We start from the raw sequence: 18990 nt of genomic DNA, 5'->3' as shown, positions 1-18990 counted from the left end.
AACGATTCCTTCCGGAGAGGAGGAACCAGTGTCCTGGCAGCTGCCGACCACCGTCGAAGCGACGCTGCGGCTGAAGGCCGACAACCCCGAGGCCACCGTCGTCGCGGGCGGGACCTTTCTCGGCATCCTGACCCGCCAAGGCCTGCTGGCCGCCGAGGACTTCATCTCGCTGCAGCGCGTGCGGGAGCTGGGCCAGGTCACCGACGCCGGTGACCTGGCGCTCGGGGCGATGGTCACCCACCGCCGCCTCGAGACCGGCGAGGACGTCCGCGCGGGCTGGCCGGGCCTGGCCCAGGCCTTCGGCGCCGTCGCCAGCCCGCGCGTGCGCAACGTCGCCACTGTCGGGGGTGTCCTCGCCGACGCCGACTACGCCTCCGACCCGCCCGCGATGCTGATCGCCTCCGGCGCGGCCGCCGAGGTGGCCAGCGTCCGCGGTGTCCGCCGCATCCCGATCGCCGAGCTGATCGTCGGGCACTACGAGACGACGCTGGCGGAGGACGAGCTGATCACCCGCGTGGTCGTGCCGCGCCCCACCGGCCCGGCGACGTACCGGAAGCTGCGGACCCGCTCGCAGGAGGACCGGCCCGCCGTCGCCGTCGCCGCGGTCCGCTCCGAGGACACCGTCCGCGTGGTGGTCGGCGCGGTCTCCGACCGGCCCCAGCACTTCGCCGACGTCTGTGCGGGCTGGCGTCCGGGCGACGAAGACAGCGCCCGCGACATCGGGCAGGCCTACGCCGAGCAGATCACCTACATCGACGACAACCGCGGCTCGGCCGCCTACCGCCGCCACGTCGTCGGCGTCGAAGTCCGCCGGGCCCTGATGGCGGTGAGCGCATGACCACCCCGGTCAACCCCCGCATCTCCGGGCAGCTGCGCTACTCCCTCGACCACCGGATCCCCGGCTCCTGGCACCTGCGGCTCGTCCGCTCGACCGTGCCTGCCGGCACCGTCACCGGGATCGACACCTCGTTCGTCGGCGACGACGTCCTCGTCATCACCCCCGGCGACATCGCCGCCTACCCGGCCTACGGCTGCCAGATCGAGGACCAGCACCTGCTGACCGGCCACCCGAAGTTCGTCGGCGACCCGGTCGCCGCGGTCGTGGCCCCGACCGAGCGCGCCGCCCGTGAAGCGGCCACCATGATCGACGTCGCCTACGAGGAGACCGCCGCGGTCTTCGACGAAATCGACGCCCTCGCCGTCGACGCGCCGCTGGTGCACGCCACCCACGCCACCAGCGACAGCGACTCGGCCTACTTCGACATGCGCCCGCAGGACGGCACCAACGTCTGCCACCGCTTCCGCATCCGCACCCCCGCCCTGCAGGGACGCGACGAGCCCGCGCTCGTCGTCGCACCGCCGGCCCTGGCCGCCGACCCGCTCGCGGACGCCTTCGCCGAGGCCGACGTCATCGTCGAGGAGACCTTCCACGTCCCGGCCGCGGCGCACGTGCCGATGGAACCGCACGCGACCACCGCGCAGTGGGTCGGCGAGCGGCTCGAGGTCACCACCGGCACCCAGACGCCGTTCAACCTGCGCCAGGACCTCGCGCGGCTGTTCGGCCTGCCCACCGGGCAGGTCCGGGTGATCGCGCCGCCGATGGGCGGCGCGTTCGGCGCGAAGACCTTCGTGCGCACCGAAGCGATCACCGCGCTGGCCGCCCGGGTGTGTGGCCGGCCGGTGCGCTGCGTGCTCGACCGGGACGAGGTGTTCAGCGAGCTGACCCGGCACGCGGCCACCGTCCGGATGCGGATCGGGGCGCGGCGCGACGGCACCTTCGTCGCCAAGCGCATGTGGTCCTACGTCAACACCGGCGCCTACGCCGACTGCGGGCCGGGAGTGGCGCAGAAGATGGGCTACGCCGGGGTCGGGCCCTACCGGTTCGACCACGTCGCCGTCGACTCCTACTGCGTCTACACGAATCTCCCGCCCGGCGGCGCTTACCGCGGCTACGGCGCGATGCAGTCGGTGTGGGCTTCGGAACGGCTGATCGACCAGCTCGCCGACGAACTGCGGATGGACGCCGTCGAACTGCGCCGGATGAACCTGCTGCGCGACGGTGACACGTTCTGCACCGGCGAGGTCATGCACGACACCCACTTCGAGGAGCTGCTCGACGACGTCGCCAAGGCCGTGGCCTGGCAGGACGGCCGGGCCGGCAAGGGCGTCGCGGTGATGCTCAAGGGCATGCAGACCCCGAGCAAGGCCGAGGCGGAGATCCACGCGCTGCCCGGCGGGCGCTACGAGGTCCGCAGCGCCACCGCCGACATGGGCCAGGGCACCGGCGAGCTGCTGACCCGGCTGGCGGCCGAGCTGCTGGACGTCCCGGCCGAGAAGATCCTCGCCCCGGCCCCGGACACCGACCGCGTCCCCTACGACACGCGCACCACCTCCAGCCGCTCGGCGCACATGATGAGCCGCGCGCTGGCCGCCGCCGCGGACGACCTGCGCGTCCACGGCACGATCGGGCACGGTTACATCGCCAACGAAGGCGGCCTGGACCCGGACACCGGCCAGGGGGTCGCGTCCTCGCACTGGCACCAGGGTGCCGCGGCCGCGCAGGTCGAGGTCGACGAGGAAACCGGCGTCATCGACATCAAGACCCTCTACGCCAGCTCGTATGCCGGGCGGGTGATCAACCGGGCCGCCGCCGAACTGCAGAACGAGGGCTCGATGATCATGGCGCTCGGCTCGTCGCTGTTCGAGGAGATCCAGTACGTCGACGGGCAGCCGGCCAACCCCAACCTGTCCGACTACAACATCGCCTCCGCCCTGGACTGCGCGGCCATCCGCCACCGGGTGCTGGAGCTGCCCGGCGCGGAGGTGCACGGCCTGGGGGAGACCGCCGTCCCGCCGGTACCGCCGGCGATCGGCAACGCCGTGGCCAGCCTCGGCTACCAGCCCCGGATCCTGCCGATGACCCCGGAACGCGTGCTCGCGGCCCGCCAGGACCCGGCCGAGGAGGAGGGAGAACGATGAAGATCCCCTTGAAGGTCAACGGCCGCACCACCGAAGTCGAGGCCGAACCCTCGACGATGCTCGTGGACGTCCTGCGCGACGAGCTCGGTCTCACCGGCCCGCGCGCCACCTGCGGGGTCGGGCTGTGCGGCACGTGCACCGTGCTGCTGGACGGGCAACCGGTGTCCTCCTGCATCCTCATGGCCCCGCTTGCCATCGACAAGGAGATCACCACGATCGAAGGCGTGCCCGCCGACGATCCGGTGATGGCGGCGTTCGACCGCCACCACGCCTTCCAGTGCGGGTTCTGCATCCCGGGCATGGTGCTCACCGCCCGCGACATGGTCACGAGCAACCGAGCGGGCAACCGTGAGCAGATCCGCGAAGGCCTGGGCGGCAACCTCTGCCGCTGCGGGTGCTACGTCAAGATCATCGACGCCGTCGAGGAGGCAGCGCAATGAAGTACGTGACCTACCATGGCCCGGACGGCGCCCGCGTCGGCTACCTCGACGGCGACACCGTCCTCGACGCCGGATTCGACGGCGACATGGTCGCCTTCATCGAAGCCGGCGCTCCCGCCGCGGGCGGCACCGCGGTGCCCGGCGCCCGGTTGCTCGCCCCGCTGCGGCCACGGACCCTCCGGGACTTCCTGACCTTCGAAGGCCACCTGAAGAACGCGTTCGCCGGGCTGGGCAAGGAAATCCCGGACGAGTGGTACCGCGTTCCCGCCTACTACAAAGGACTACCCGACACGGTCATCGGCCCGGACGAAGACATCCCGTGGCCGTCCTACACCGACAAGCTCGACCACGAGCTCGAACTGGCCGCGGTGATCGGCAAGCCCGGCAAGGACATCGCCCCCGCGGACGCGGCCGGGCACATCTTCGGCTACACCCTCTGGAACGACATGTCCGCCCGCGACACCCAGACCCGCGAACTGCCCGTCGGGATGGGGCCCGGCAAGGCGAAGGACTGGGACGGCTCCAACGTGCTCGGCCCGTGCATCGTCACCCCCGACGAGATCGACGCCGCCGACACGCGGCTGCGCGTCCGGATCAACGGCGTCGAATGGGGCGGGGACACCACCGCGGCGATGCACTTCACCTTCGCCGACCTGATCGCCTACGCCTCCCAGGACCTCACGCTGCGGCCCGGGGAAGTGCTCGGCTCCGGCACCGCGACCGGCGGCTCCGGGCTCGAGCTGGACCGCTGGCTGCGACCGGGCGACCTGATCGAAATGGAGGCCGACGGAATCGGCGTCCTGCGCAACCGGGTCGGCCCGCGCCCGGCCCGCTGAACCCCCGGAAGACCCAACCAGGAAAGGAAAATCATGGCATTCGTCGTCGCCGCGATCTGGAAGGCCAAGGAAGGCGAGGAGAAGCGGGTGGAGGAGACCATCCGCAAGATGACGCCGCTCTCGCGAGCCGAGCCGAAGAACCTCTACTACCAGGCCCAGGTCTCGCCCGAGGACCCGCGGACGTTCTTCCTCTACGAGCAGTACACCGACGAGGCAGGCTACGAGGAGCACAAGGCCACGCCGCACTTCCAGGAGAACGTCTTCGGCTACATCATCGAGTACCTGGAAGAGCGCCAGGTCAAGACCTACACGACGATCGATGTCTGAGGTCACCACCCTGCTGTTGCTGCGGCACGGGGAGGTCGCCTCGCACCGGGGCGACGTCCCCGTCACCGCGGCGGGCCTGGAGCACGCCCGCCAGGTCGGCAAGGCGCTGGCCGCCGAACACCGCGAGCCGATCGCGTTGTTCCACGGCGGCACCCGCCGCACCCGCGACACCGCGGCCGCACTGGCCGAGGGCATCGGGTCCCACCGGATCCACGGCCCCGAGGACGCCTTCGCCCTGCGCAACCCGGACATGTACGTCGCCGGAACGCGGGTGAACATGGTCAGCTCCGCGGCCAGCCTCGCCGAGCAGGTGCCGGGCATGACCGAGCAGCAGGCCGCCGGCCACCCGTGGTTCGCGGAGTTCTTCACCTCGCCCGACCGCATCGGGTGGTGGCTGCGTCACCCCGGCCCGCCCGGGGACGACGCGGCCGCGCTCGCCGCGCGGCTCGGGCACTTCGCCCGCAGCCTCGCCGACGCCGGCCCCACCCGCGGCCGGATCGTCGTCGGCGTCACGCACTCGCCGGTCCTGCGGGCGGTGACGCTGCAGGCGACCGGCGCCGACCCGGGCGAGCCCGCCTACGTGAGCGGGCTGCGGATCCGCGTCGACGGCACCGGCGAGCAGCAGGTCGAACTGCACGACCCCGCCCGCTGACCCCGTTTCCCTCCACCGCTTCAGAAAGCCGAGCCATGGAACTCGTCCACGACTTCACCGTCCCGGTCCCCGCCGACGAAGCCTGGGAAGTCCTCACCGACGTCCAGCGGATCGTGACCTGCATGCCCGGCGCGTCCGTGACCAAGGTCGACGGCGACGCCTTCGAAGGCGGCATGAAGATCAAGCTCGGCCCGATCGGCATGAACTTCACCGGGCAAGGCACCTTCCTCGAAAAAGACGCCGACGCGAAGACGGCCGTCATCCAGGCCAAGGGCCGCGACGCCAAGGGCAACGGCGGCGCCCAGGCCACCGTCACCGCCGCGCTGTCGGGATCGAACGGCACGACCTCGGTGCACGTCGTGACGGACCTGAACGTCTCGGGCAAGGCCGGCCAGTTCGGCGGCGGCGTCCTCAAGGACGTCAGCAACCGCATGCTCACCCAGTTCGCCGACAACCTCGCCGCCCAGCTCACCTCCGACGGGCAGCGGACCGAGCCGGCGCCCACCCCGGACGCGGCCGCTCGGACCGCAGCACCAGCGGCAGCGGCCGCCTCAGGTCCCGAGGACTCCGGGCTCGACCTGGGCGCGCTGCTGTTCGGCTCCGAATCCACCCGCCGCACCGCCAAGACCGCCGGCGCTCTCATCGCCGGCATCGCCTTCGGCTTCCTGTGGGGCAAGACCCGCGTCCTGGAAAGGCAGCTGCGCAATGCCTGAGACCATCACCACCGTCAACCCGGCCACCGGTGCCCCGCTCGCCGAGTACAAGGCGATGACCACCGCCGAGATCGACCACGCGCTCACCGCCGCGACCGAAGCCCAGACAGCCTGGGCCGCACTCTCGCTCGACCAGCGCACCAACCGGATCCTTGCGGTCGCCCAGGTGCTGCGTGAGCGTCAAGGCGAGCTGGCCGACCTCGCCGTCGCCGAGATGGGCAAGCCCCGCACCGAAGCGCTCGCCGAGATCGAGAAGTGCGCCTGGGTCTGCGACCACGTGTACCGCACCAGCGCCGAACACCTCGCCCACGACCGGGTCGACGCCGCCGGCTCCGAAAGCTGGACCGCCTACCTGCCCCTCGGCGTGGTACTGGCGATCATGCCGTGGAACTTCCCGTTCTGGCAGGTGTTCCGCTTCGCCGCCCCCGCGCTGGCCGCCGGGAACGGGGCGCTGCTCAAGCATTCCCCGAACGTCACCGGCTGCGCGCTGGCCGCGCAGGAGGTCTTCGAGGAGGCCGGGCTGCCGGCCGGGCTGTTCACCACGCTGCTCGTCGCCGAGCCGGACGTTCCCGAGGTCGTGGGGAACCTGATCGCCGACGACCGCGTCGCCGCCGTCACCCTGACGGGCAGCAACCGCGCGGGCGCGCACGTCGCCGCGGCCGCGGGCAAGGCGGTCAAGAAGTCCGTCCTCGAGCTCGGCGGCTCGGACCCGTTCGTCGTCCTGGACGACGCCGACCTCGACACGGTCGTCCCCAAGGCCGTCGCGTCGCGGTTCCTCAACGCCGGACAGAGCTGCCTGGCCGCTAAGCGGTTCCTCGTCCACCACTCCATCGCCACCGAGTTCGCCCGCCGGTTCGCCGACGCCGTCGCCGGGCTGCGCGTCGGCGACCCCGCCGCCGACGACACCCAGATCGGGCCGCTGGCCCGCGCCGACCTCGCCCAGGCCCTGCACGGGCAGGTCGAGCGGTCGGTGGCCGCCGGCGCCACCGCCCTGACCGGAGGCGGGCCCCTGGGTGACCGCGGAGACGCCTGGTACGCCCCGACCGTGCTCGCCGGGGTCACCACCGACATGCCGGTCATGACCGAAGAGACCTTCGGGCCGGTCGCCGCCGTCGTCGCCTTCGACGACGACGAGGACGCCGCCCGGCTGGCCAACCTCACGCCGTACGGGCTCGGTGCCAGCGTCTGGTCCCGCGACAAGGACCGCGCGCTGCGCGTCGGCAGCCGCATCCAATCCGGCGCGCTGTTCGTCAACGCCGTCGTCGCCTCCGACCCGAGGCTGGCGTTCGGCGGCGTCAAGCAGAGCGGCTACGGCCGCGAACTCGGCGCCGCCGGCGCCCGCGAATTCACCAACATCCGCACCGTTGTGGTCGGCTGACCGAAAAGGGGAAGACCATGCAGAAGGTCACGAGCAACGTCTGGACCGACACCACCATCCGCGGGTGCAACCCCAGCATGCTGGTCACCGGCGACGGCGTCGTCATCATCGACACGCCGCAGCTGCCGACCAAGGCCGTCGAGCTGCGCCAGGAAGCCGAGGGCCACGGCCCGATCCGCTACGTCATCAACACCGAGCACCACGTCGACCACATCTTCGGCAACTACTACTTCCGCGGCGCCGGCCAGGTCGTGCACCACCAGGGTGTCTACGACAACTTCATGGAAGTCACCCCGGCCCTGGATTCCTTCGACTACGCCCACGAAGCGATCCCGACCGACGACCCGGAGGGCGAGAAGATCTTCCCCGACCGCGACACCTATTTCGCGGACCCGAACAAGGGCGACATCGTCTTCACCGGCGACCTCACCCTGCGGGTGGGCGAGCACACCCTGGAGTTGCTGCACACCCCCGGGCACACGCCGGGCCAGATCGCGGTCCACGTGCCCGAAGAGCGCGTCGTGTTCACCGGCGACACGATCTTCTCCGAGTGCCAGACCTGGCTGATGGGCTCCAACATCACCCAGTGGCTCGCCGCGCTCGACCGGATCGCGAAGCTCGACGTCGACTGGGTCGTCCCCGGCCACGGCGAAGTCGTCACGATCGACTACCTGGCCCGCCAGCGCGCCAACCTCGTCGACTGGGTCCAAGCCGTGACCGACGCGGTCGCCCAGGGCTGGAGCAGGGAGGAGACGGTCGAGCGCATCAACTTCGCCGAGCGCTACCCCGTCGACATCGGCCAGGGCTACATGATGGATTACATCCAGACCCTCAACGCCGGATCCATCTGGGACAAGATCACCCAGGCCCGGCCGGTCTAGGCAGGGAAGGTCACGAACGACTCCGTCGACTTCGGCCATGCAGCAGCCAATGCGGCGCCGGCGCACGCGGGTTCGACCAGCCCCGGGCCGTTGTGGCGGGGCTTGTTGACCGCGGGGTCCAACTGAGTGGGCGGCGGAGAATGATGGGCTGCCTGGGCTTACCGGGTGGCCGTCGTGGTCCGATTCACCGGACCGCAAGGCGCTGACCGACGTGCGGCGGGACGCACGGGAGCTGAAACCGCTGCGCCCCAGGGGCACCGATGCACCGGTCGCCGATCACCCAAGATTGATCCCGAACGGCAAGAAACCCCTCCGATCTGCCGCAACGGCGTGATCGAAGGGGTTCTTCGAGAGAGTGGAGCTAAGGGGACTCGAACCCCTGACCCCCTCACTGCCAGTGTGGGCCGATCATGGTCCTGACCTGCGGCGATAGGGAATCGCCTAGTGGAATGGTGTGCTTGATCGCCGTTGTTGGCAACTGTGTGTTGGTGAGTGCAGTTGTGACAGGGGGTTTGCCCCAGCTGTGCCCCAGTAAAATTAGTGAGAGGAATGGCCGCGCTCGTATCGAACATCCGGTGCAGCCGGCAGGCGACCCGGGCTTGGATCCACCCGAGCAACATCAGGCCGGGCCGTGTCGTGTGGCCGGGCCACTGTCATGAGCGGCGTTGCTTGAGGGTCCTCCCGCGTAGGGGTGCCGCCGAGAGTGGCTCACCGCGGCGCACGCTCTGCGGCTACATGAGCGGATGTTCGGCTGGTCTCGAACCGGTGGTATCCGCAGTTGTGCTTTGTGGTGGGCGAACTGCTGAGCGCGCAAGGGGGTGAGGGCCTGTACGGGCTCCGAACCGTGAAACCCGTACAGGCCTGGCTGCGCCTCGGTGGTTACTGGTTTCGGCCTGCTGTGACGCCGCCGTCGACGTCCCAGATCGCGCCGGTGACCCAGCCGGCCTGGTCGGAGAGGAGGAAGGTGGCCACGGCGGAGACGTCCTCGGTGGTGCCGATCCGGCCGATCGGGTGGAAGTCGTTGAATCCCGCCAGGACGGTGTCGACCTCGGCCGGTGGGATGAAGCCCTCGTAGATGGGCGTGGCTACCACGGCCGGGGAGATGGCATTGACCCGGATCTTGTGGGTGGCCAGTTCCAGGGCGAGGTGCTGGGTCAGGGCGTGCAGACCGGCTTTGGCCATCGAGTACGCCGATGACGGGGTCGCGGCGATGGCCTGTTTTGCCCACATGCTGCCGATGTTGACGATGGCGCCACCGTGGCCGCTGTTGACCATGTTCTGCGCCACGGTCTGGGTGATCAGGAAGGTGGCCTTGTTCAGGTCCAGGTAGGCGTCGTAGTCGGCGGGGGTGTGGTCGAGGAACGGCAGCGGCTTGAACACGCCGGCCGCGTTGACCAGCAACGTGGCGTCAGCGTGCTGGTCGGCCAGTTCCTCGCGCACCCTGGTCGCCTCGGCGGGGTCGCGCAGGTCGGCGGTAACGCCCCACGCCTGTCCGCGGGTGGCCAGGTCGGCCACGGTCTTCTCGACCCGCTCGAGGCGGGAACCGACGACGACCGCGCTGCCGCCGCGGCTGACGACGTCCTCGGCGATCTGACGGCCCATGCCGCTGCTGCCGCCGACGACGACGAGCTTGCGACCGGTGAAGTCCTGTCCCATGGCGATTCTCCTCATCTGACTACCTACTAGTTGGAAGGTTGATTGGTCATGTAAAAAGGTCGCCGCGGTGCCACGCGTGACGGCCTTGGGTGGTGCGTTTCAGAGCAGAGCGTCGACCAAGGTCGCCGCCACCGACCGCACCACATCCCGATCTTGTCCGGCGGCGCCGTCCGGCTGCCCGTGAGCGCGGGCCAGGAGCAGTGCGCCCTCCAGAGACGCCAGGTAAGCCTCGGCTGCCGCACCGGTCCGGGTGGCGGGCATGCCCGCCTCGGCCAGCACGCCGGCCACCCATTGTCGCTGATCGGCGAAGAACGCGTCCGTCGCCTGCCGTACCTGAACGGGCAGGCTCTCCGCGTCCACGGCGAAGACGCCGCAGAGGCAGATGCGGCCGCCTTGGGCAAAGGTCTCGGCGTATAGTCCGGCATAACCCACCAGGCGCTGCCGTGCGCCCGCCGCCTCGTCGTCGACTTCCTTTCGCGCTACGGCGAACCGTTCCCGATAGCGTGCGATCAGGGCCTCGGCCAGTGCGGCTTTGGTGGGGAAGTGGTGGTGGATGCTCGGCTTCGTGATGGACAGCTCGGCACTGATGTCGGCGTAGGAGAAGCCGTTGTACCCCCGAACCTGCACCAGCGTCTGAGCGCTGTCCAGGATCCGATCCGCTGTCGTGGTCACGTCGTATTTCTACCTTCTAGTTGGTAGGCAGTCAAGAGATGTCCTCGATGAACATCCGAGCTACGGCTGGCTGCTACGAGGTGACTCACCAGGAGCACAAGATCATGCCGCAAGACGATCACCGAAGATCGAACCCGCAATGCAGAAAACCCCTCCGACCAGCCAAAACGACTGAAGCAAAGGGGTTCGTTGCGATGTGGAGGTCAGGGGAGCTTACTCGAACATAAAAGACCAGGTCAGGGCTCTGGAAGAGCTTCGCGAGAAGCCCCCCCAGGCTCGATACCCCCGAGCCGCCGCCAGTCAAGTGGGATCGTCCCGGCCGCGCCCGGAAACTCGGCCCCGAGCAAGTCGAGCAACTGATCGCCGGCTACCGGTCCGGCGCGACGGTGTACGAGCTCGGTGACCGGTTCGGCATCGAACGGCGAACGGTCGGCACCATCCTCCACCGGCACGGCGTGCCGATGCGCCGCCGCGGCCTCTCGCCCGAGCAGGTAGATGACGCCATCCACCTCACAACCTCGGCTGGTCACTGGCCCGAGTCGGCGACCACCTGGGCGTCAACCACACCACGGTGCTGAACAAACTGCGTGAACGCGGCATCCCCACGCGCGACACCCACGGGCGTCCGCGCGTCGAAGCAGGTGTTGCTCGATGACCAGGCGTGCAGCTGTGTCGATGCGATCTGCTTCGGACGGGGCCTCCGTCGTGCAGGCCGTCACCGTGATCATGGGCGTCGTCGTCGGACTTACTTTACTCTTCGGCTTCGGCAACGTCCTCAACCTCGCGCTGCGGCTCGGCGTGCCCACTAGGGTCGCTCCGCTCGTGGCTCCCGCGGTTGACCTTTCGATCCTCGGGCTTCTGCTCGGCACCCGGCATCTGGCTCTCACCGGTGCATCCCCGGAGGTGCTGAGGTCGGCGCGTCGGCTGCTGATCTTCGCCAGCGTGGTCACGCTCGCGCTGAACGTGGCAGAGCCTCTCGTAGCGAGCGAATTCGGTAAGGCGGCGTTCGACGCGGTAGGGCCGCTCCTCCTGATCGGATGGTCGGAAGTCGGCCTGGCCTGTTGCAAGCGATCGGCGCAACCAGTACTGCTGCCGTGGGCGGAGAGACCGCCACCTGATGGGTGGGCGCCGTCACCACACTGAAGTTCATGGGTGGCAACGGGATTCTGTTGCTTTCCACGCCCGGCGTCTGCTTCGGCGACGTCGCCGAAGCCCGTCGCTGGGTCCGCGACGTCAACGAGTTCGCCGCCGAAGTCGTCCTCGACCGTCCCGGCCGCTTCGGGGTCCTTCGCCGCACCCCACGCTACCCGATGTCGACGGCGCGCTCGCCGAAGCCGAGTACGCGCTCGACGCACTGCACGCCGACGGGATCGTGCTGCCGGCCAACAACGACGGCAGCTATCCCGGCGACTCCGGCTTCGACCGCTCGGCCTGGGGAGTCAGTCACCACGACGACGGCAAGGTCGTGTGGGGCGTGCTCGGCTGCGCGAAGTCCGGCATCGCCTGTCCGGCGGCATCCTCCGGCAGCACCGGCGGGCCACCCTAGCGGCGTGCATTTCCCTCGAGGCCGACGGTTCTTGCGCGCGGCTTGCGGTCCTTTGGTCCATTGCAGACATCCACACGGGAGCTTGTTCCGCGGACCGGTGTAGGCCCCGGGCGTCCCTTTCCGACAACGAGGCCGATCGGCGGCCATCTGCCCCGTCCAGCCGCCCCACGCAGCGACAACTGGTGACTGTGTCCTCGTCATCGGCCACGACCGGTCAGCTCGGTGAGCAGACCACCGGGTGGGCTCACGCTGGGTCTGGGGGCGAGCGGAAGACGTCGGCAATCCCGGCCCGGCGGCAACCGAAGAGACCAACCCCGTTTCCTCTTCCGAGGACTAGACTGCCCGTAACGCCCCAGACCCCGGCGATCCTGTTTCCCGTTGCCGGCCGCGTCAGCCGGCAACCGAACCGGACGTGAGGACACGATGGTGGGGCGCGTGGTGCTGGCCGGTCTGCTCGGTCCCGCTTGCGTCTTGACCACGATCGGTGCGCCGGCCCTGCCGCGGGTCGGCTGGCTGCTGCTCGGCGGCAGCGCCGGGCTGCTCGCGGCTTTCCTAGTCCCGTTGCTGGCGCGCGGCGACGCCGGGACGGCCGGGCCCGAGCCACCGGTGGGCCCGGCACCCGCCGCGGCCGAGCCGCCCGGATCTTCGGTACCACCGCCCGTCCCGGTGGCCGGCATGGCGACCGAGGAGCTGTGCCTGGCGTGGCGGCGAAGCTACTTCCTCCTGCTCCTCGCCGCCGACCTGCAGGCGCATCGGCTCGTCGTCGAGCGCCGGCAGGACTTCCTCGACGAAATCGAGCGACGGGACCGCAGCGGGTTCCTCCGCTGGCTGGCCGACGGCGCCCGGGCCGGCGGTGATCCCGCTCCGTACCTGACCACCCGGACCTGACCGACCGAAGGGCCTCATCATGGCGATGGTCGACGGCGCGCTTCTCGCTTCGGCGATGTCAGGTGATCGCGCCGCGACCGAGGCGCTGCTGGGCTGGCTGCGCCCGGGCGTGCTGCGGTACTGCCAGGCGCGCCTGGGAAACCGGTGCTACCGCGACAGCGACGCGGACGACTGCGCGCAGGAGGTGCTGCTCGGCGTCCTCGGTGCGCTGCCGGGTTATCGCTACGGTGCTGCCCAGTTCATGAGTTTCGTCTACGGCGTCGCGTCGCACAAGGTCGTCGACGCTCACCGCCGCCGGGAAAGCGATGCGAGCCGCCCGGTTTCGCAGTTCGCCCCGCTGACTTCCGACCGGCCGGGGCCGTTGGGCCAAGTCGAACGGCTCGAGCTGTGTCAGCGGGTCGGCTTCCTGCTGGCCCTGCTGGGGCCGGAACAGCGCGATGTCGTGGTGCTGCGGGTCATGCTCGGCCTGTCCGCCCGGGAAACAGCTGCCGCGCTCGGCGTCGCCAGTTCGGGCGCGGTCCGCGTGAGCCAGCACCGCGCCCTCACCACGTTGCGCCGGCACCTTGCCGCACACTGATCCGGTGACGCGTTCGCCGGGCATCGAGCAGGACGTGCAGGCCCGTCACGGGCACGCGATTCGGCGCCCGGCGCGAGGGTCAGCTGCCGCTTGCGGAGGCGAGCGTCGCCCACACCACCTTTCCACCCGACCAGCGCCGGCTGCTTCCCCACGCCGTCGCGGTTTGGGTGACGATCCGCAGGCCGATGCCCGGGTCGCGCAGGCCGGATCGCTCCAAAAGGATCGCCGGACTGGCGTGCTCGTCGGCGACGGCGATGGTGAACAGGCCCCGGCGCAGATCGAGGCGCACGTCAGGTGCGGACCTGGTGTGCTGGAGCGTGTTGTCGACGAGCTCGCCCACGACCAGGAGCCCGTCGTAGGCCAGCTCGGGCACGCCCCAATCCGCGGTGCGCTCCCGGAGGAACGTGCGAGCGAGCTCCGGCGCGTCCTCGGTGCGGGGGAACTTCCGCTGGGCCCATCGGCGCGCGGGAATCTCCTGGCTGTTTTCGGCGGTCTCGACGTCGTCACAGACCGCAACAAGGCGGTCGGTGCCGTGGCCGTGGAAGGCGTGCAGATGCACCCGCTGACGGGTGACCAGGGTGAACGGGATACCGGGCCAGTGCCCGATCCGGCGGGCGACCAGGGGGAAGACGGCGGCGGGGGACAGTGCGTCGATGACCAGCCCGTCGACGTCGGCGATCAGCCCGGGCGGGCCATCGGCAGCCACCTTCAGCAGGCCGTCACGCAGAAACCGGTAACCGGAGAGGTCGAGTTCCCCGGTGACGGTGACCAGAGTGCTGGCGAGCCGGGCAGCAGGCGCCAGGGTGATGCCGCCGGCGATCACGGCACCGGTTCGGCGGCGCGCCCCCACCGCTTCCGATCACCTGTCACGGTAGCGCCGCCGTACCGGCCCGGACGCTCGGGGATCGGGCACTTCGGCGATCGGATGTCCCCGCCGATTCGGCAGCAGGACGGCCCAGACGACCTTGCCGCTGCCCCAAGACGGGCTGCATCCCCAGCGGTGTGCGGTCTGGGCGACCAGCCGGAGTCCGAGACCGTTCTCTCTGGGGCGCTCGCGCAGGACGGCCTGCCGCGGGTCGCCGTCGGCGACCGAGATCGTGAAAGTGTCCGGGCGCAGCTCCAGCCGCAGCCGGGGGTGCGATGTCGTGTGCACGATCGCGTTCTCCACCAGCTCGGTCGCGACCATAAGGGCATCGTCGACGTGCTCGCGCACGTTCCACTGCGCGCAGGTCCGGCCGACGAACGCCCGGGCGGTCGCGGAGGCGTGCGGCGACGCGGCCAGCAGCTGCGCCGCCCGCAGGCGGGACGGGCGCTCGCGTGCCTGTTCGGCCGCGAGGACGTCGGCGTGGACCGGCAGATTCGCTCCGCGCGTCGCCAGCTGGGCCACGTGATCCGCGCGGTCGGTGACCACCGCGAACGGAAGCCCGGGCCAGTCGCCGATCCGCAGCGCGATGACGGTGAACACACTCATGAGGTTGTCGTCGTCGACGTCGAGACCGTGGATGTCGGCGATGACGCTCTCCGGCGCGTCCGTGGCCAGCTTGAGCACACCGTCGCGCAGCTCCCGATAGCCGGCCTCGGTCAAGGCGCCGGTCAAGGTCACCACGGTCGACTCCGCCCGGTAGTGCGGCACCAGGTGCAACCCGGTTTCACCGGTCATGTACTTGCCTCACTCCCGCGACACCGGCCGCGGTCATCGGCCGGGACCGATGGTCTCGCCGACACGCCGTCGGCGGCTTCCAGGCCGAGCGCGGCGAGCAGCGAAGCGCAATCTTCGGCGTCGCTTGCGGCTGAGGCGACCAGCCGGGCACCGCGATACCGCTGTTCGGGCGTGAGCGCCATGGCGCCGGTCTCTTCGGGTGGCATCGCGACGCGCCTCATCGGTCTGGCAACAGACGCTGGGGCGCCGGTACCCCTGGATTCGCGGTGGTCATCAGTCGCCACCACGAACGGGTGCGTTCACCGGATCTTCTCGGGGATCTCTTCGAGCGTCCGCAGCAACCGGATCGCCAGTGTGCGGGCTTCTTCGGCGGACAGCGGCGAATTCTCCTTCACCGTGTTCTCGACGAGGTTCACTCGCTGCTCGTAACGGGTCACGAAGTCCATGTCTGACCTTCTTTTCTCTCGATGACATCCGGTGGTGGATGTCCGGCTCCACCGGACCGGGAAAGCACTTCGTCCCGAAGGACCGATGTCACCGCCGGGTGCGGCCGGACGGGTCGTACGCCCGCTTGCCGGGCGCAGCAGACCGGCGATGCGGGAAGCGTTCGGCCTCGTCTCCGGAAGCGGGGGCCGGGGTGTACACGGGCTGGCGGAACAAGCTCCCGTAGCGGCTGTCCTGGGGTGTGGTGAGCGTTCCGGGGCGGGGTTGTTCCGCGATGGGATGGCTGAACAACGAGCTGTCCATGGTGGGAGTACTGATCAGGAAATCCTTTCGGGTACGCCGCCGGAGGGCGGCGTCGGAAGTGCAAGCGGCGGGCCGGGCCGCGAAACAGGTCACCGAGCGACGTGCCCGGGCTTCAGCGCGGCCGTAGTTCGGCGAGGGTGGCTTTCGGGTCCGACGGCATGTCGGTGCTCCCGTCCCCGGCCGCTGGCAGCGCCGGATTGGGGCCGAGGACGGCGCAGGTTCGACCACTTGCGCGCGAAATGCTCTCGGTCAACACCCAGCGTACACGACGGCCGCGCTGGGTGTGTTAAGACTGGGTTCTAGCAAAGGGGCCCTCGTGGACCAGCTCAGTCTCGGCGTCATCGCCCGTTCCCGCAAGGAGAACGAACGGCGGCTGCCGATCCACCCGCACCACCTCGACCGGATCGACGCCGATCTCCGGGAAACCATCTACCTCGAACACGGCTACGGCGAACCTTTCGGCGTGCCCGACGAACACCTGGCGCGCGCGGTCGCGGGCCTGCGCACGCGCGAGCAGCTCATCGCCGAGTGCGACGTGGTCCTGTTGGCCAAGCCGCTGCGGGAGGACGTCGCGGAACTCCGGGAAGGCCAGGTGCTGTGGGGCTGGCCGCACTGCGTGCAGGACGCCGAGCTGACCCAGCTGGCCATCGACCGGCGGCTGACCGTGATCGCGTTCGAAGCCATGAACCACTGGCGGCGTGACGGCTCGTTCGGGCTGCACGTCTTCCACAAGAACAACGAACTGGCCGGCTACTGCTCGGTCCTGCACGCCCTGCAGCTGATCGGCTCGACCGGCGACTACGGCCGCCGCTTGCGGGCGGTGGTGATCGGCTTCGGCGCGACCGCGCGCGGCGCGGTGACCGCGCTGAACGCCCACGGGGTCCACGACGTCGAAGTCCTCACCGCCCGTGGTCTCAGCGCGGTCGGCTCACCGATCCATTCCGCGACGATGGTCCACTTCGACCACGACAAGAACCACCCGGGCGACCCTCGCCGCAGCCACGCGCACACCGACCGCGGCCGGGTGCCGCTGGCCGGGTTCCTCGCCGAGCACGACATCGTCGTCAACTGCGTGCTCCAGGACACCGACGCGCCGCTGACCTTCCTCATCGAAGACGACCTCGCCGCGTTCGCCCCGGGCAGCCTCATCGTCGACGTCTCCTGCGACGAAGGCATGGGCTTCAGCTGGGCGCGGCCCACCACGTTCACCCGGCCGACCTTCCCGGTCGGCCACGGCGTCACCTACTACGCCGTCGACCACAGTCCCTCCTACCTGTGGAACTCGGCGACCTGGGAAATCAGCGAAGCGCTGTTGCCGCACCTGCGGACAGTCCTTTCCGGACAGTCCACTTGGGACGAAACCGAAACGGTGGGACGGGCCGTCGAGATCCGGGACGGCACGATCCGCAACCCCGCGATCCTCTCTTTCCAGCAGCGCGCCACGGAATACCCGCACACGCCGCGGCTCAAGGCACCGGAACCGTCCACCTGAGACAGGTGCCACCGTCCGCCGGGCATTCGAGCCGCAACGACCCACCTGCCTCCGCGGCCCGCTGTGCGAGGTTGCGCAGCCCGCTGCGCGCCACGGCTTCCGGCATCCCGATCCCGGTGTCGGAGACCTCGACGACCAGCTCTTCGTCCAGGGATACGGTGACCGCCAGCTCCGCCGCACGCGCGTGCCGCAGGACGTTGCTGACCGCTTCGCGCACCACCGCCTCGGCGTGTTCGGCCAGCCCGGCGGGCACCCGGTCGAACGCTCCCGACAGCCGGACCGTCGTGTGGATGGCGGAGTCGGCGCAGCCGTCGGTGATCGCGTTCTGCAGGCGCGCCCGCAGGCCACGACCCGCTCCCGGCCGGCTGTGCAGGGCGAAGATCGCGCTGCGGATCTCTTCGATGACGTCCTGGAGCTGGTCGATGTGCCGGGTGAGCCGGGCGGTGACCGCGGGTGAGTCCGTCCGGCGGCGGGTGCCCTCGATGCCCATGCCGACCGCGAACAGCCGCTGGATGACGTGGTCGTGCAGGTCGCGGGCGATCCGATCCCGGTCCACCGCCACGTCCAGCTCGCGGCGGGTGGCCTGGCTTTCGGCGTCCCGCAGCGCCAGCGCGGCCTGGTCGGCGAAGGCGGACACGAGCTGGAGTTCGTGCTCGTCGAAACCCGGTGCGCCGGAAGCGCGGATCGCCAGGAGCACGCCCGCGGTGGACTCGCCGGAGCGCAACCGCACCGCCAGCGCCGGCCCGAGGTCCGCACCCAGGCCGTAGGCCAGGTTCGGCACGCTGCGCGGGACGTGATCGCGCAGGACCGCGCCGGAGGTCGACCCGTCGAGCGGGATCCGGCGACCGGTCAGCTCCTCGGCGTCGGGGCCGGCGCACACCGTGACGACCAGTGCCTCAGCGGGCGGCACGGGCAGAGCGATGAGCGCGTCCACGGCGCCGGTGAGTTCGGCGGCCCGGCTCGCGACCAGGCGCAGCACCGTGTGGACGTCGGTGCCGCCGAGGAGTTCGGCGGAGATCTCCCCGGTCGCTTCCAGCCACCGCTGCCTGCTCCGGCTCTCCTCGTAGAGCCGCGCGTTGTCCACGGCGATCCCGGCCGCCGCCGCCAGCGCGACGATCGCCCGTTCGTCGTCGGCGGTGAACGGCCGCTCGCCGCCGAGGCACAGCCGGCCGAGGACCGCGCCCCGGACCACGAGCGGGAGGTCGAGGACTGCCGGCATCGGCGGGAGGCGGCGCGAGGTCGCGTCGTCGACGCCCGTGGCGGCGAACCCGGTGGTCCGGCCGTCCTCGTCGAGCAGGGTCAGCGCGCCGCAGCGGGCGCCGATCAGGCCGGCGGCGGCGGTGACGATCCGGTGCAGCGTGGTCTCGAGCTCCAGACCGGCGGAGAAGGCGAGGACGGCCGCGGGCAGCGCGTCCATCCGGTCCCGGCCCGACGTCGTTTCCTCGGGCATGCCACCACAGTGGCACGGCGGTGCGGCCCGTGGCGGGTTCCGGGGGAACCGAACCACGTTCGCAACCGGCGACCTTCGCCCGGCCACGGGTGCCGT

Annotated in this window: 22 protein-coding genes; 14 read left to right on the top strand and 8 right to left on the bottom strand. The window is 70.4% G+C overall.

What is annotated here, in order from left to right:
- The first annotated feature begins 28 nt into the window (after positions 1-28).
- Genes HUT10_RS20030 through HUT10_RS19990 form a run of 9 tightly spaced genes read left to right on the top strand, consistent with a single transcriptional unit; the run spans position 29 to position 8206 of the window.
- Complete coding sequence (locus tag HUT10_RS20030) at positions 29-838, top strand: xanthine dehydrogenase family protein subunit M (RefSeq protein WP_176172620.1); 810 nt, start codon at positions 29-31, stop codon at positions 836-838.
- Positions 835-2979, top strand: a complete 2145-nt coding sequence (locus tag HUT10_RS20025; protein ID WP_176172619.1) for a xanthine dehydrogenase family protein molybdopterin-binding subunit — start codon at positions 835-837, stop codon at positions 2977-2979. The genes HUT10_RS20030 and HUT10_RS20025 overlap by 4 nt, the downstream gene beginning before the upstream one ends.
- Positions 2976-3419 (top strand): (2Fe-2S)-binding protein, encoded by a 444-nt coding sequence (locus HUT10_RS20020; protein ID WP_176172618.1) that lies wholly within the window; start codon positions 2976-2978, stop codon positions 3417-3419. The genes HUT10_RS20025 and HUT10_RS20020 overlap by 4 nt, the downstream gene beginning before the upstream one ends.
- The gene (locus HUT10_RS20015) at positions 3416-4255 is read left to right on the top strand and encodes a fumarylacetoacetate hydrolase family protein (RefSeq protein WP_176172617.1); all 840 of its coding nucleotides are present in this window, start codon (positions 3416-3418) and stop codon (positions 4253-4255) included. Before HUT10_RS20020 ends, HUT10_RS20015 begins: the two co-directional genes overlap by 4 nt.
- 33 nt (positions 4256-4288) lie before the next feature.
- Positions 4289-4582 (top strand): putative quinol monooxygenase, encoded by a 294-nt coding sequence (locus HUT10_RS20010; RefSeq protein WP_176172616.1) that lies wholly within the window; start codon positions 4289-4291, stop codon positions 4580-4582.
- Positions 4575-5234, top strand: a complete 660-nt coding sequence (locus HUT10_RS20005; protein WP_176172615.1) for a histidine phosphatase family protein — start codon at positions 4575-4577, stop codon at positions 5232-5234. The genes HUT10_RS20010 and HUT10_RS20005 overlap by 8 nt, the downstream gene beginning before the upstream one ends.
- A gap of 35 nt (positions 5235-5269) precedes the next feature.
- Complete coding sequence (locus tag HUT10_RS20000) at positions 5270-5947, top strand: SRPBCC family protein (protein WP_176172614.1); 678 nt, start codon at positions 5270-5272, stop codon at positions 5945-5947.
- Positions 5940-7325: an NAD-dependent succinate-semialdehyde dehydrogenase gene (locus tag HUT10_RS19995; RefSeq protein ID WP_176172613.1), complete on the top strand. Its 1386-nt coding sequence runs from the start codon at positions 5940-5942 to the stop codon at positions 7323-7325. The genes HUT10_RS20000 and HUT10_RS19995 overlap by 8 nt, the downstream gene beginning before the upstream one ends.
- A gap of 17 nt (positions 7326-7342) precedes the next feature.
- Positions 7343-8206, top strand: a complete 864-nt coding sequence (locus HUT10_RS19990) for an MBL fold metallo-hydrolase (protein WP_176172612.1) — start codon at positions 7343-7345, stop codon at positions 8204-8206.
- Positions 8207-9085: 879 nt separating this feature from the next.
- Here HUT10_RS19990 and HUT10_RS19985 read toward each other — a convergent pair.
- From HUT10_RS19985 to HUT10_RS19975, 3 genes are all read right to left on the bottom strand, one after another.
- A complete protein-coding gene (locus HUT10_RS19985; protein ID WP_176172611.1) occupies positions 9086-9862 on the bottom strand; it encodes an SDR family NAD(P)-dependent oxidoreductase in 777 nt (258 codons plus the stop codon).
- A 99-nt stretch (positions 9863-9961) separates the two neighbouring features.
- Positions 9962-10534, bottom strand: coding sequence for a TetR/AcrR family transcriptional regulator (locus tag HUT10_RS19980; RefSeq protein WP_176172610.1), 573 nt, complete (start codon positions 10532-10534; stop codon positions 9962-9964).
- 236 nt (positions 10535-10770) lie between these two features.
- The gene (locus tag HUT10_RS19975) at positions 10771-11043 is read right to left on the bottom strand and encodes a hypothetical protein (protein ID WP_176172609.1); all 273 of its coding nucleotides are present in this window, start codon (positions 11041-11043) and stop codon (positions 10771-10773) included.
- Between the two features lie 142 nt (positions 11044-11185).
- On the opposite strand from HUT10_RS19975, the gene HUT10_RS19970 reads away from it, so the two are divergent.
- From HUT10_RS19970 to HUT10_RS19955, 4 genes are all read left to right on the top strand, one after another.
- Positions 11186-11677 carry a hypothetical protein gene (locus HUT10_RS19970; RefSeq protein ID WP_254896947.1) on the top strand — a complete coding sequence of 164 codons (492 nt, stop codon included), beginning with the start codon at positions 11186-11188 and terminating at the stop codon, positions 11675-11677.
- Positions 11678-11906: 229 nt separating this feature from the next.
- On the top strand, positions 11907-12080 hold the full coding sequence (locus HUT10_RS19965) for a hypothetical protein (protein WP_176172608.1): 174 nt from the start codon (positions 11907-11909) through the stop codon (positions 12078-12080).
- 423 nt (positions 12081-12503) lie between these two features.
- Positions 12504-12968 carry a hypothetical protein gene (locus tag HUT10_RS19960; RefSeq protein ID WP_176172607.1) on the top strand — a complete coding sequence of 155 codons (465 nt, stop codon included), beginning with the start codon at positions 12504-12506 and terminating at the stop codon, positions 12966-12968.
- A 19-nt stretch (positions 12969-12987) separates the two neighbouring features.
- The gene (locus tag HUT10_RS19955) at positions 12988-13545 is read left to right on the top strand and encodes a sigma-70 family RNA polymerase sigma factor (protein WP_176172606.1); all 558 of its coding nucleotides are present in this window, start codon (positions 12988-12990) and stop codon (positions 13543-13545) included.
- Between the two features lie 79 nt (positions 13546-13624).
- Here HUT10_RS19955 and HUT10_RS19950 read toward each other — a convergent pair whose 3' ends face one another.
- The 4 genes from HUT10_RS19950 to HUT10_RS19940 form a co-directional block, all read right to left on the bottom strand.
- Positions 13625-14395 carry an ATP-binding protein gene (locus HUT10_RS19950; RefSeq protein WP_254896946.1) on the bottom strand — a complete coding sequence of 257 codons (771 nt, stop codon included), beginning with the start codon at positions 14393-14395 and terminating at the stop codon, positions 13625-13627.
- Between the two features lie 9 nt (positions 14396-14404).
- Entirely contained in the window at positions 14405-15205 is an 801-nt protein-coding gene (locus HUT10_RS19945) for an ATP-binding protein (RefSeq protein ID WP_254896945.1), read from the bottom strand.
- Entirely contained in the window at positions 15202-15426 is a 225-nt protein-coding gene (locus HUT10_RS51085) for a hypothetical protein (protein WP_254896944.1), read from the bottom strand. Before HUT10_RS51085 ends, HUT10_RS19945 begins: the two co-directional genes overlap by 4 nt.
- A gap of 78 nt (positions 15427-15504) precedes the next feature.
- The gene (locus HUT10_RS19940; RefSeq protein ID WP_176172605.1) at positions 15505-15651 is read right to left on the bottom strand and encodes a DUF6307 family protein; all 147 of its coding nucleotides are present in this window, start codon (positions 15649-15651) and stop codon (positions 15505-15507) included.
- Between the two features lie 617 nt (positions 15652-16268).
- Between HUT10_RS19940 and HUT10_RS19935 the strand changes: the two genes are divergently transcribed.
- Complete coding sequence (locus HUT10_RS19935; RefSeq protein ID WP_176172604.1) at positions 16269-17444, top strand: N(5)-(carboxyethyl)ornithine synthase; 1176 nt, start codon at positions 16269-16271, stop codon at positions 17442-17444.
- On the opposite strand, the gene HUT10_RS19930 is transcribed toward HUT10_RS19935, so the two are convergent.
- The gene (locus tag HUT10_RS19930; protein WP_176172603.1) at positions 17419-18894 is read right to left on the bottom strand and encodes a GAF domain-containing protein; all 1476 of its coding nucleotides are present in this window, start codon (positions 18892-18894) and stop codon (positions 17419-17421) included. The two genes, HUT10_RS19935 and HUT10_RS19930, sit on opposite strands and share 26 nt — an antisense overlap.
- Positions 18895-18990 lie beyond the last annotated feature (96 nt).

The organism is Amycolatopsis sp. Hca4 (assembly GCF_013364075.1).
Classification (GTDB): domain Bacteria; phylum Actinomycetota; class Actinomycetes; order Mycobacteriales; family Pseudonocardiaceae; genus Amycolatopsis.
Note: the sequence above shows the minus strand (reverse complement) of the source record. Positions and strands in the feature narration are given on the sequence as shown.

Bases quoted from the DNA above. Each gene is read 5' to 3' on its own strand.
- HUT10_RS19995 (WP_176172613.1), top strand. From the start codon at position 5,940: ATGCCTGAGACCATCACCACCGTCAACCCGGCCACCGGTGCCCCGCTC.
- HUT10_RS20000 (WP_176172614.1), top strand. From the start codon at position 5,270: ATGGAACTCGTCCACGACTTCACCGTCCCGGTCCCCGCCGACGAAGCC.
- HUT10_RS19990 (WP_176172612.1), top strand. From the start codon at position 7,343: ATGCAGAAGGTCACGAGCAACGTCTGGACCGACACCACCATCCGCGGG.
- HUT10_RS20005 (WP_176172615.1), top strand. From the start codon at position 4,575: ATGTCTGAGGTCACCACCCTGCTGTTGCTGCGGCACGGGGAGGTCGCC.
- HUT10_RS19985 (WP_176172611.1), bottom strand. From the start codon at position 9,862: ATGGGACAGGACTTCACCGGTCGCAAGCTCGTCGTCGTCGGCGGCAGC.
- HUT10_RS51085 (WP_254896944.1), bottom strand. From the start codon at position 15,426: ATGAGGCGCGTCGCGATGCCACCCGAAGAGACCGGCGCCATGGCGCTC.
- HUT10_RS20020 (WP_176172618.1), top strand. From the start codon at position 2,976: ATGAAGATCCCCTTGAAGGTCAACGGCCGCACCACCGAAGTCGAGGCC.
- HUT10_RS19960 (WP_176172607.1), top strand. From the start codon at position 12,504: ATGGTGGGGCGCGTGGTGCTGGCCGGTCTGCTCGGTCCCGCTTGCGTC.
- HUT10_RS20010 (WP_176172616.1), top strand. From the start codon at position 4,289: ATGGCATTCGTCGTCGCCGCGATCTGGAAGGCCAAGGAAGGCGAGGAG.
- HUT10_RS20025 (WP_176172619.1), top strand. From the start codon at position 835: ATGACCACCCCGGTCAACCCCCGCATCTCCGGGCAGCTGCGCTACTCC.
- HUT10_RS19940 (WP_176172605.1), bottom strand. From the start codon at position 15,651: ATGGACTTCGTGACCCGTTACGAGCAGCGAGTGAACCTCGTCGAGAAC.
- HUT10_RS19970 (WP_254896947.1), top strand. From the start codon at position 11,186: ATGACCAGGCGTGCAGCTGTGTCGATGCGATCTGCTTCGGACGGGGCC.
- HUT10_RS19930 (WP_176172603.1), bottom strand. From the start codon at position 18,894: ATGCCCGAGGAAACGACGTCGGGCCGGGACCGGATGGACGCGCTGCCC.
- HUT10_RS20015 (WP_176172617.1), top strand. From the start codon at position 3,416: ATGAAGTACGTGACCTACCATGGCCCGGACGGCGCCCGCGTCGGCTAC.
- HUT10_RS19955 (WP_176172606.1), top strand. From the start codon at position 12,988: ATGGCGATGGTCGACGGCGCGCTTCTCGCTTCGGCGATGTCAGGTGAT.
- HUT10_RS19945 (WP_254896945.1), bottom strand. From the start codon at position 15,205: ATGACCGGTGAAACCGGGTTGCACCTGGTGCCGCACTACCGGGCGGAG.